General features: G+C 65.8%; 9 protein-coding genes. 4 read left to right on the forward strand and 5 right to left on the reverse strand.

Going from position 1 to position 11,254, the window contains the following annotated elements:
• Positions 1–285 precede the first annotated feature (285 nt).
• Positions 286–909, reverse strand: a complete 624-nt coding sequence (locus tag Pth03_RS37100; protein ID WP_203949172.1) for an NADPH-dependent F420 reductase — start codon at positions 907–909, stop codon at positions 286–288.
• A gap of 40 nt (positions 910–949) precedes the next feature.
• Entirely contained in the window at positions 950–1,684 is a 735-nt protein-coding gene (locus tag Pth03_RS37105; RefSeq protein ID WP_203949173.1) for an SDR family NAD(P)-dependent oxidoreductase, read from the reverse strand.
• A 122-nt stretch (positions 1,685–1,806) separates the two neighbouring features.
• Between Pth03_RS37105 and Pth03_RS37110 the strand changes: the two genes are divergently transcribed.
• Positions 1,807–2,445: a TetR/AcrR family transcriptional regulator gene (locus Pth03_RS37110; protein ID WP_203949174.1), complete on the forward strand. Its 639-nt coding sequence runs from the start codon at positions 1,807–1,809 to the stop codon at positions 2,443–2,445.
• A 473-nt stretch (positions 2,446–2,918) separates the two neighbouring features.
• Here Pth03_RS37110 and Pth03_RS37115 read toward each other — a convergent pair whose 3' ends face one another.
• Genes Pth03_RS37115 through Pth03_RS37125 form a run of 3 tightly spaced genes read right to left on the reverse strand, consistent with a single transcriptional unit; the run spans position 2,919 to position 5,228 of the window.
• Positions 2,919–3,587, reverse strand: coding sequence for an NADPH-dependent F420 reductase (locus Pth03_RS37115; RefSeq protein WP_203949175.1), 669 nt, complete (start codon positions 3,585–3,587; stop codon positions 2,919–2,921).
• 33 nt (positions 3,588–3,620) lie between these two features.
• On the reverse strand, positions 3,621–4,562 hold the full coding sequence (locus Pth03_RS37120; protein WP_203949176.1) for an SDR family oxidoreductase: 942 nt from the start codon (positions 4,560–4,562) through the stop codon (positions 3,621–3,623).
• A gap of 42 nt (positions 4,563–4,604) precedes the next feature.
• A complete protein-coding gene (locus Pth03_RS37125; protein WP_203949177.1) occupies positions 4,605–5,228 on the reverse strand; it encodes an NADPH-dependent F420 reductase in 624 nt (207 codons plus the stop codon).
• Positions 5,229–5,397: 169 nt separating this feature from the next.
• Between Pth03_RS37125 and Pth03_RS37130 the strand changes: the two genes are divergently transcribed.
• The 3 genes from Pth03_RS37130 to Pth03_RS37140 all read left to right on the forward strand — a co-directional run bounded on the left by Pth03_RS37130 (position 5,398) and on the right by Pth03_RS37140 (position 10,637).
• Entirely contained in the window at positions 5,398–6,309 is a 912-nt protein-coding gene (locus Pth03_RS37130) for a LysR family transcriptional regulator (RefSeq protein ID WP_203949178.1), read from the forward strand.
• Positions 6,310–6,703: 394 nt separating this feature from the next.
• On the forward strand, positions 6,704–7,192 hold the full coding sequence (locus Pth03_RS37135; RefSeq protein WP_203949179.1) for a hypothetical protein: 489 nt from the start codon (positions 6,704–6,706) through the stop codon (positions 7,190–7,192).
• A gap of 358 nt (positions 7,193–7,550) precedes the next feature.
• Positions 7,551–10,637 carry a DUF11 domain-containing protein gene (locus Pth03_RS37140; RefSeq protein ID WP_203949180.1) on the forward strand — a complete coding sequence of 1,029 codons (3,087 nt, stop codon included), beginning with the start codon at positions 7,551–7,553 and terminating at the stop codon, positions 10,635–10,637.
• Positions 10,638–11,254 lie beyond the last annotated feature (617 nt).

Genomic DNA, 11,254 nt, shown 5'->3' on the forward strand with positions numbered 1-11,254 from the left:
GCCCTGACGGCCATAGCCAGATCGCCTGGCAGCCACGATCTGCTCGCCATCGGGATCCTCCAAAACGGCCAGGCACGCCAGCATCACAGCCGCCTGCACGCCACCACGCCCGGGACGCCACCAGGACCCCCGAGACCCTCCGACTCGACCCGGCATGAATAAAACGGACATAACGCGACTATGCCGAGGCCTTGCCCCCTGACCACTTGCGAGAGTCTCCTCGGTAGGGATCACTCACCGACATTGGTGTCCGGCCTCAGCGGATTTCGGTGATCTGTCGTGAGTTCAGCCCTGGAACTCGTTGACGCCGAGAGCGAAGTCCCAATGGCCGAGCCCGTTACCGGCAAGGCCCATCGTGACCACACCCATACCTTCCAGCCAGTGCGCCATCTTCAAACCGCCGACGTCCAGAGGGCGCAACCCGAGGCTCTCGACGAACGTCGCAAATCTCGCCTTGGCCTGCGCGTCGTCGCCGGCGAAGAACACGTTGGGCCGCCCGTTCTCCAGGACGCCACGGAAGATGGTGTTGAATGCCTTCACCACGCTCGCGCCGGCCGGCGCCACCTTGGCGACCTCCTGCGCGACCGAGGTCTGCTCACTGTGGGCCAGCCCGTCGAACGTAGCGTTGAACGGGTTGCTGATGTCGACGATCGTCTTGCCTGCGAGGGCATCCCCGTACGCGGCGACCACCGGCACGACAGCTCCGTACAACAGGGAAGTGATGACGATGTCCCCGGCCGGGACGGCGCCCCACCTACCCGTCGTCGTACCGCCGCCCAGAACCTTGGCCAGGGCATCGGCCTTGGACTGATCGCGGCCCGTGACCTCGACCGTGTTGCCGCCCGCCACCGCGAGCGTGCCGATCGTACGGGCCATGTTGCCGGTGCCAATGAAGGTGATGGTGCTCATAAGACTGTCCTCTTCCTGTTCCCAAGGTCTCGCGTGTGAGTCAGATGGCGGTGACGCCGCCGTCGGCGACCAGTTCCAGTCCGTTGACGTATCGGGAGTCGTCGGAGGCGAGGAACAGGGCGATGGTGGCGATTTCCTCGGGGCTGCCCATCTTTCCGCGCGGGATGAGCGACTCGAATGCGGCCTTGGTTTCCTCGTCGAACAGTTCTTCCTGTTTGGCGGTGGCGACCTGGCCAGGGGTCAGGACGTTGACGCGGATCTTGCGGTCGCGCAGCTCGTTGAGCCAGACGCGGGCCCAGGCCTGCTGGACGGCTTTGCTTCCCGCGTAGAGGCTCCAGCCGGGGAAGGCACCGAGTGAGGCGTTCGATCCGGTCATGAAGATCGAGCCGTGGTCGTTGATCAGCGGCAGCGCCTTCTGCACGGTGAACAGCGTGCCGCGCGCGTTGAGCGAGAACGCGCGATCGAACTGCTCCTCGGTGATCTCGCCGAGAACGGCAGCCTCGCCCATCCCGGCACTCGCCCACAGCACGTCGATCGAGCCCTTTTCCCGTTTGACGGTGTCGAACAGGCGGTCCAGATCGTCGAGCTCGGACGCGTCGCCCTGGACGGCGGTGACGTTGCGACCGATCAGCTTGACGGCGTCGTCGAGTGCTTCCTGCCGCCGGGCCTGAATGAAGACGTAAGCGCCTTCCTCGACGAACAGTTTGGCACCGGCCAGCGCCATCCCGGCGGATCCACCAGTGATCACCGCTACCTTGCCATCGAGCTTTCCCATGATCACTCCGTTGAGTTAGCGGGTCTATTAAGTACACCGATCTGTTTACGTAACGTACCTGACGGTCGGCGCCGCCGCAAGCTATGTACACCGGTCGGTACCGAACGGCCTATGCTAGGGACATGACGGAGTTCGAGAAGGGCCCTCGGGGCCAGCGCCGCGGCCGTGGCGCACGCGAGCGCATCCTCAGCGCGTCACTGCAGCTCTTCCGCGATCAAGGCATCAACCGCACCGGCATGAACGAGGTCTGCGCCGCGGCCCAGGTATCCAAGCGGACGGCCTACCAGCATTTCGCCAGCAAGGACGAACTGGTCGCCGAATACCTGCGCCGGTTCGATCCCGACGTCATGCCAGGAGTGTTCGACCGCGCCGACCTCTCGCCGCGAGAACGACTTCTCGCCGCCTTCGCCATGCCCGCGTCCACGCCCCTCTGCCCCTACATCGCGGCGGCCGTGGAACTCCACGACCCCGAGCACCCCGCCTCCCAGTACGCACGCGACTACAAGACCGCCATCGCCGCACGACTCACCGAAACCGCCCGCGAAGCCGGCGCCCGCAATCCCGAACAACTCGGCGAACAACTAGCGCTGCTCATCGACGGCGCCGCCGCCCGCACCCGAGTCCTCAACCACGATTCCTTCCCCACCGCCGCCGCCATCGCCGCCGTGCTCATCGACAACGCCATCCCGGCTGCGCCTTCCGAGCAGTCCAGCGATGACCGCAGAGCTCCGGGGTCCGCCCCCGTTCCGATCGGTGGTTGATGACGACCCACTCACGCTTCGTCACCTGATCGCGACCACGACGGCTGCCGCCGACTCCTCGTCATCTACCGCGGCATCGCTTCGATGACCGATTCCGGAGACGCGCGATGCCGCGGCGTTCCGGCGCGGCGGTGAGCAACTGGATCAGAACGTCGCCGTCCGCTCCGCCGATGTCGGCGACGAGCCGGCCCTCCGGAAGGTGGGTACTCGACGGCATCCGGTTCAGATTTGTTCCGGTGAGCGTCGACCGACCGGCGTTGCCGAACCTGAGCGTCCCAGTCTTGCCGGAATGAATCGGCGCATGCCCTATGGGGCAGACGCGACCCGTACCTTCGCCTCCTCGAAGCGGCCATCGCGACCTTCCATCAACGCTAGAGATCACGGCTGTTACGTGAAAACGAAGCCCCCCGAAGCGTTTCGCCGGGGTCTGGTTCTCCTAGTCGGCTAGGTCAACCGGTTCACGCCGCCTGCGATTACCGCCTCGCCGAGGCCAATGCCGTTCGGATGGCCTCCTCCCCTGCCGACCGGCCCTGCTCATCGGACACCGGACCGTACGGAGTCCCCCACACCGGCGTGCCCGTCGCCTGCCGCCAACTGTCGGCCAGCGGTCCCGAGTCCACCACGCCGTACCCGACGGACTCGATGAAGCCGGTCACCACCGCCTTCGCCGGCGCGGAGTCTCCGGCGATCGGCAGATACGAACGGCCGGCCTCCCCTGCCGGACGGGCAAGCGACAGCAGGTGCTTGTAATAGATGTTGTTGAACGCTTTCACGATCATGGCGCCGGGGATGTACCGCAGCAGCAGCTCACTCGAGGTCAGGGACGTGCCGTCGAGCTCCGGGATATGCCCGTCACGCTCGGCGCCGTAGTTGCAAGTGTCGATCACCGCTTTCCCGGCCAGCGGCGCGGCCGGAAGGTGAGCGAAGGCTTTGACCGGTACCGTGACCACCACGATCTCACCGGCCGCCGCAGCCTCCGCGCTGGTTGCCGCGGACGCCAGCGGCCCCAGTGCGGCAACCATGTCAGCAAGCGTCTCCGGGCCGCGCGAATTGCTGAGCACGACCTTGTGCCCAGCTTCGAGGGCGAGCCGCGCGAGGGCGCCGCCGATGGCACCGCTTCCCAGGAATCCCACAGTGGTCACGATCTCAGCCTCTTTCGATCCGAGACCCTGCCGTCAGCCGGCTGGGAAGTAATGGCCGTTGTCCAGGTCGTCAAGCAGTCGCGGCTGAACCGGTTCCCACCCGAGGACCTGACGGGTGATGGCGTTGGACGCCGGGTAGCTGCGCGTGACGATGTTGGCGAGGAACCCGAAGTATCCCGGCAACACCAGTTCGTCCATGGGAATACTCAGGGCAGGCAGGCCCAGGCGGCTGCCGATCGCCTCGGAGATTTCCCGGAACGCGACGCCCTCATCCGCTACCGCGTGCCAATACCGGCCCGCCGGCCCCTTCTCCAGTGCCAACCGGAACAAGGAGGCGGCATCACGGATGTGCACGGCGTTCCACAGGTTCGCGCCGTCCCCGGGGTAGCCGGCGAAACCTCTCTCCTTCGCCAGAGCGATCAGCTGTACGAGGAAACCGCGACTGTCTGTGGTGCTGTGCGCGATGTTCGCGATCCGCACGACCGACGACCGCACTCCTCGTTCAGCGAGCCCGATCACGGCCGACTCCACGACATTACGAGCATGCAGAGTGCCTTTGTGCTCGTCGCGGACGGGCAGGGCCGGGTCCTCCTCGGTGGCCGGCCGGCCCAGGTCCTGCTGCCCGGGCGAGCCGATGCTGCCGGCCACGACCAGCGGTTTTCCGGTTCCCTCCAGCGCCTCGCCGTAGGCGAGCATGATGGGGACCTCCGCGGCGGCCACGGCATCGATTCCACCGGAGAAGAGCAGGTCCTGTCGATGCGCGACATGGATGACGCCGTCGAACTCCGCGGCCGTCTCCCGGAGCCCGGTGAGATCCTCGAGGTCGCCTCGACGCACCTTGGCGCCGAGCGCGGACAGCGCCGCTGCCGCCCCGTCCGACCGGGCCAGGCCGGTGACCTCGTGACCGGCGGCGACGAGCTCGGGGACGATGTGGGAACCGGAGTGGCCGGTTCCACCAGTAACAAGAACGCGCATGATAAGGCTCTCCGTGGGTGAAGAAGTGTGGGTGTGATCGGTTCAGCGGAGAGTGCTGATGCCGAGGGTGAAGTCGAAGGTCCCGACACCGTTTCGGGCGAGGCTGATCATCAGCAGGCCCAGCCCTTCCAGCCAGTGCGCCATCTCCAGGCCTCCGGCATCCAGCGGGCGCAACCCCAGGCTTTCGATGAACGCCGAGACGGTTGCCTTGGCTTGAGCGTCGTCGCCGGCGAACAACACGTCCAGCGAGCGGCCCGGAACCAGCGTGTGCCCGAAGACGGTGTTGAACGCCTTCACGACGTGTGCGCTCGCCGGGGCGGCGTCGGCGATCGCCTGTGCGGCGGACGCGCCGTCAGCGGTGACCAGCCCGGTGGCGTCGGCGTTGACCGGGTTCGTGAGGTCGATGATGACCTTGCCGGCCAGCGCGTCACCGTACTGGGTGACCACGGGCACGGCACTGGCGTTCGGGACCGCGAGGATGACGATGTCGCCGGCTGGGGCGGTGCCGAACGTTCCGGCCGTAGCGCCGCCGCCGAGCGCCGCGCCCATCTCCTTGGCCTTAGAGATGTCGCGGCCGATGATTTCGACGTCGTTGCCGCCCGCGACCACGCGGGCGCCCAGGGCGCGGGCCATGCCCCCCACGCCGACAATGCTGATGCCGCTCATGAGTCATGCCTTTCTGAAGCTGCGAAGGTCGTCAACGAACAAATCATCGGCGCCTCGGGAAGCGCGCTGTTCGGCGCTCGACCCGAACGTGCCACCGGCCGATCTCGGTGTCCAAGACCTCTTGTGGTGGTGGCGATAACCTGAAGGCATCACCAGACGGGGAGGCCTGATGGATCTGGATTTACGCAAGCTGCGCTATTTCGTCGCGGTCGCTGAGAGGTTGCACTTCGGCCGCGCCGCCGACGACCTGCACATCGCGCAGCCGGCCCTCAGCCGCCAGATCCGCGCGCTCGAGCATGACCTCGGCGCCCCTCTGTTCGTCAGGGACAGCCACGGCGTGACGCTGACCGACGCGGGCCAGCAGTTGCTGGACGACGCCGGCCCGCTACTGGCCGCCGCGCAGGGGGTCCGCCGCCGGGTGAGCGTTGCTGCGCGCGGCACCCGGCGGCTGACGGTTGGTTTCCGGGCCGGTGTCGCCGTCACACCAGCGGTACGGGCGTTCGAGACCCGGCATCCGGATGTGATCGTCGACGTACAGCGCATCGAGGGGGATGAACAGACCGCGATGCTGCTCGACGGCCGCATCGACGTGGGCTACGTACGGCTGCCGATCGACGAGGCTGGCCTGCGCGTCACCCCGCTGTACACCGAGCCGCGGGTGGCGGTGCTGCCCGCCGACCACCGGTTGGCCAGCAAGGAACAGATCACCGAGGCCGACCTGGCCGGCGAACCGCTGGTCTGGAACGCCGACCCGAGCACGCAGCCCACGAGGCGCCCGCACCCGAACGCCGGATACCAGGTGCGCGGGGTGGACGAGACGCTCGAGCACGTCGCAGCCGGCCGCGGTATCTCGTTTCTGGCCCGTTCAGCGACCGTGTTCTACTCCCATCCGGACGTCAGCTACGTGCCCATCCCGGACCTGTCCGCCGAACAGGTGTGCCTCGCCGTGCCGGCGGCACGCACCTCGCCTCTGGTCGACGACTTCGTCGCCGCGGCTCGGGCGACCGCCGAGATCACAGAGGAATGCGGCAACTACGAAATGTGGCAGCTCGGAGGCGAATCCGCCGCCACGAACGGCTGATTGATCCGGCCGGCCACAACAGCGCCAACCGAGGGCCGCGCTCACCGCGATGCCGAACACCACGCGTTCGATCGTTGCAGCGCCCGATCGGTGAACCGCAACACCGCACGACGGCGCGACCCGCCCGGCCAACATGCAGCCGAATGCACGATGACTGCTCTTGAATCCGCACGTACGCGTGGCCCGAGGTCACTCGGCGGCGTCTGGTCTACGTGCTGCCGCTTCGGACCTTGGTAGAGCAGACGGCGCGTGACGTGGCGGATTGGCTATTCAACCTTGGAAAACGTAAATCTCCTAACCCAGAGTGCGGGGAACCCGAGGACGAGGTGGTCCTTCAGGTCCTGATGGGTGGAGCTGATCGGCAGGATGACGCCAGGTCCAACAGCTGCACGAGATGCTCGTGCAGCCGAGCTGGTATCCCTCCCATACACTGCTGCTGCTCTCGATGGGCCTCTTCGCCGCCGGGATCTTCGCAATCTCGCGCCGCGACCTCAGCAAGAGCATGGCCACGGCGACCAAGGTCGTCACCGGCATAGGCGTCCTCGCCACCGTCGGCATGGCCGCGCACCTGTTCGCTGCGCTGGAGGCCGATTCCCTCGCGGCGGGTCAGCAGACGGCCATCTCCACGATGCAAACGTGGAACGAGACGATCATCGACACGCTCTGGGCACTGAGCATTCTGTTCCTCGCCGTCGCCGGCGGCCTCACCCGGACGGTCGGCAACCGCATCACGCTCGCGCTCGGCCTGGTCGGCGGGCTGGCCTACGCGCTCGCCTCCGCCACCATCGCGTTCACCGACCAGTTCGACCCCCTGTTCCCGGCCGGGTCGCTCATCGGCGTCTGGGCCGCCACCGTCGGCGTGATGGCGGCGACCCGGAAATGACCCCGAGCACACGCCGTATTTCACTCCCAGGAAATCGGCGAAATGGTTCCTGGTGGTAGCCCCCTAGCCAAGTAGGTGCCAGCACTCATGACGCTCCACTGTCGTTCGATCATCATCAGAGAGCGAAACAGGATCCTGATCACCTACACCGGAAGGCTGACGTGAAACATTGACGACCCGATTTCACTTCGGCGGCGAGTTCAAAGGTCCACGTCACGTCTCCTGACGTGCTGTCACACCGCCGTGATTCTCGTCACGGCGATCACAACTCCGTTGTTTTCAACTCCCGCGACCCGTGATGCGTGACCAATCACTGTCAGATGTTCAGGTTTAAGACGCTCACTGAGTAGGAGGCAGAATGCTGAATAATTCAATCCGACGATGTCTGGCCGCGGCGTCCGGAGCCGCCTTGGTGATGTCCGGTCTGGTGCTCGTACCGACACCCGCCGTGGCCGAACCCACGCCGGCCGCTCTGGGTCTCACGATCACGCTCAGGATGGACTGGTTCGAGCGGTTCGAAGTTCCCGATGACGGTATCAACGAGGAAGGCGAGTTCTATCCCGAGGTCAAGATCGGCGACGGCCCTGTGCGAGTCGCCGGCACGATCTCCGACGACGCCTTCCATCCGGCCACCCTCTCGCCGAGCCCCTGGGTGTTCACTGAACAGGTCAACCTCCCCGAAGGCCGGACCACTCTCGACATCACCGTCAGTATCAAGGATCTCGACGACACCTTCGGCTTCGGCGATGACCGGATGGACATCAGCCCGCAGAACCAGGACGTCGATCTCAACCTCACCTACAACGTGCTCACCGACACCTGGTCCGGCGACGGCATCGGACATGGCTCGGGTCTGGACAATCCGTGTTCCGACCGTGACGGAAAACCGCAGGGCCAAGCCTGCGCTGTGGGGGACGGCGACCCGAACTTCCCCGAGGACGGCGACGGCAAGCGGGCCGCACTCGGGCTGACCATCACCAGCAGCGGCCACAGCGACGCCGACCAAGACGGTATCGCCGACCGAGACGAACGCTTCGGCGTGCGCAACGAGGACGGTTCGATGGCCGTCGATCTGCCGGCCTTCGGAGCGGACCCCCTGCACAAGGATCTCTTCCTCGAACTCGACCACACCGATGGTGTAGAGCCGTCGCACGAGGCGATCGAGGTCGTGAAGCGCGCCTTCGCAGCGGCTCCCCTACCGAACCCCTCCGGCGGGGACGGCATCACGCTGCACGTCGACTCCGGCGGCCTGCACGACAAGAATGCCATGGAAGGCCCACCACAGGGCACCTGCGGGGACGGTCTGGACAACGACGGGAAGAACGGTCAAGACGGGGCGGATCCGGACTGCACCTTCCGCGATGTCGGCGTCGAGAATCCCACTCCCAACTGCGACAACGGCACTGACGATGACGATGACGGAAAGAAGGACGCCGAGGACCCGGACTGCCTCGCCGGGGAGAACCTCGGCGGTGGCAACACGGTTCCGGCTCTGGGCAACTGCGGGTTCGACGCCAAGTTCTTCCAAACCAAGGGCGCCCCGGGCAACAACTTCGCGACCGCACGCCAGCGAGTGTTCAACTACGTCATCTACACGACACCGGACGCGGACACCGACGGCGCCGGTCCCGACACCGGCTGTGGTATTGGCGGGCAGGGCAGCGGCACCGACATCGTTCTCTACCGCACCGACCCCGCTGCGCTCATGCACGAACTCGGTCACAACCTCGGTTTGCACCACGGTGGAAACGAGACACACAACTGCAAGCCGAACTACGTGAGCGTGATGAACTACGACATCAACTCCGGCATTCCTCGTGCAGGCGGCGGCCTGCTTGTCGATTTCTCACCCGCCCGGATCACGCTTGACGGCAAGTCGCGCGGCAAGGCGCCAATGGACCGCCTCAAGGAGGACGACCTCTACGAAAACCGGGTCCTGGACCCCGGGGACAACGTCAACAACTTCGTGTTCATGGACGACAAGGGTGTCAAGCGCACCACCCCGCTGAACGCGAACCCGGACTGGAACGGGGACAATCCGTCCGGGTTCGGCGATGACGGTGACCAACGGTTCGAGGTCAACATCGATGCCGCCGGTCCGGCCGACTGCAAGAACGACACAAAGAACAGCGAACTGAACGGCCACAACGACTGGAAAGCCGTCCAGGCCTACCTTCCGCATCGCTTTCCGGTGCCAGGTGGTCCTACGCCGCCGATCGAGACCGAGACCTTCCCCACGCGGGAGGAGGCCGAGCGCATTCTGCGAGTCAACAACACAACCGACCTCGCCGTGGCCATCGCCGACTCGCCGGATCCGGCCGCCGCGGGGGAAAGCCTGAACTGGACGATCACGGTGTCCAACAACGGCCCTAACTCGGCCACGTCCACCCAGGTCACCACGACGCTGCCCGCCGACGTGACCAACCCCATCACCAGCGTGCCGTGTGGGATCGCCGGCAAGGTGGTCACGTGCAACCTGAATGAACTGCGTCAGGGGGCTAGCAAGCAGTACACGATCAAGGCGGACGTTCCGGCTGACGTGGTCTACCGCAACGGCGCGCCGAAGACGATCACTGCCAGGTCCACGGTGGACAACCTCGCCGGTCCCGATTCACACACGGGCAACGACACCGCCACCGCGGAAACCAAGGTCATCGCCAAGGCCGACGTGAAGGTCACTGAGGCCACGGCCACCAGTCCGTTGGAGGTCCTCATCGGCCAACCCGGTTCGGCCTCGCTGGAAGTGACCCTCGGCAACGCCGGCCCGTCCAGCCCGATCGACACCACGCTGACCACGTCGGCCACCGCTGATTCCGGGGTGACCGTAACGCCGGCGACCGCCACCTTCGAGCAGACGGCCCTGACCGTGGGGTCCCCGCAAAAGGCCACCTATACGGCCAACCTGGAGTGCACCACGCCAGGGGTCAAGACGGTGAAACTGAACGCCACGCTGGCGTTGAAAAAGGCCGAGGACGTCGATCCGGACATGACCAACAACGAAAAATCGGTCTCCTTCCAGATCGACTGCGTGGTGCCGATCGCGATCAACGTCCGTCCCGGAGGCTCTCCCAACTCGATCAATCTCAACACCGACGCCACGCTGGCCGCACTGACAACCAAGGCGGGCGAGTACGACCTGCCGCTGGACTTCGATGCAGCCAAGATCGATGCATCCACGGCGCTGTGGGGTCTGCGGGACAAGCTGTTCAACACCGCCACTCCGACGGGGGCGAGGGAGGTCCACGGCAGAGGGCATCGGGAGCGCTCGTACGAGTTGGATGAGAAGACCCGCGATGCTGACACCGACCTGGTGCTGCACTTCAAGCCCAGCGGCTCGGGGCTGACCTTGACCTCGACGCGGGCGTGCTTGAAGGGCAAGTATCTGGCACCGGACGCGGGCGTCTACACCTTCCTGGGCTGTGACACGGTCCGTGTCGTGAACTGAGTAAATCCGCGCCTGGCTACTTCTAGGCAGACGGCCTGTCGGGAAGCCGATGACCCCCGACAGGCCGTCTTTCGGTGACAGCCGTTGTGCACTACAAACCCAGTGAGGGCCGCCCGCGTACGGGAACCCGGGAGCAACGGCTAGGGGTTGTATCAAAGTCCGCTGCCCGTGTGTGAGTCGGTCTGATGGCTGCGGACGTGTCGTAGATCGACAACGAGTGAGGTCTCCGGTAGGTGGTTAGTCAACCAAGAAAGGCCTCGGCCCAGTCATCTCCAACAAACAGGCGCACCGGTCCTCCCGTCTCCGCTACCGCTGGTCAGCAGCCTGCGGGAGAACTATCGGCGACCTAATGAATCAGTGCTCACGACCCAAGCGAGCGAGGGGCGTGGCACGACATCCCAGCAGCGATCAACTCTCCCGGCCGACCGGCAGGGGCACGATCTTTTGACAGGACTCAGCGTCCAGGGGGACCGAGTGCTCACCTGCCGACGGCTACCAGGCACCGAGTCTGCCGAACGGCGACTCGTTAACACTCATTAGGGGGACCTTCAATCCGAGCGGCCGGGCGGCACGTGCGGTGTTGAGCCGGCCGATCACGCGTTGGGACGCTCCCCCGC

It is taken from the genome of Planotetraspora thailandica, from assembly GCF_016863335.1.
GTDB classification, from domain to species: domain Bacteria; phylum Actinomycetota; class Actinomycetes; order Streptosporangiales; family Streptosporangiaceae; genus Planotetraspora; species Planotetraspora thailandica.

Excerpts from the sequence above, each read along its gene's own strand:
- Pth03_RS37100 (WP_203949172.1), bottom strand. The coding sequence starts at position 909 with ATGAGCACCATCACCTTCATTGGCACCGGCAACATGGCCCGTACGATC.
- Pth03_RS37105 (WP_203949173.1), bottom strand. The coding sequence starts at position 1,684 with ATGGGAAAGCTCGATGGCAAGGTAGCGGTGATCACTGGTGGATCCGCC.
- Pth03_RS37110 (WP_203949174.1), top strand. The coding sequence starts at position 1,807 with ATGACGGAGTTCGAGAAGGGCCCTCGGGGCCAGCGCCGCGGCCGTGGC.
- Pth03_RS37120 (WP_203949176.1), bottom strand. The coding sequence starts at position 4,562 with ATGCGCGTTCTTGTTACTGGTGGAACCGGCCACTCCGGTTCCCACATC.
- Pth03_RS37125 (WP_203949177.1), bottom strand. The coding sequence starts at position 5,228 with ATGAGCGGCATCAGCATTGTCGGCGTGGGGGGCATGGCCCGCGCCCTG.
- Pth03_RS37130 (WP_203949178.1), top strand. The coding sequence starts at position 5,398 with ATGGATCTGGATTTACGCAAGCTGCGCTATTTCGTCGCGGTCGCTGAG.
- Pth03_RS37135 (WP_203949179.1), top strand. The coding sequence starts at position 6,704 with ATGCTCGTGCAGCCGAGCTGGTATCCCTCCCATACACTGCTGCTGCTC.
- Pth03_RS37140 (WP_203949180.1), top strand. The coding sequence starts at position 7,551 with ATGCTGAATAATTCAATCCGACGATGTCTGGCCGCGGCGTCCGGAGCC.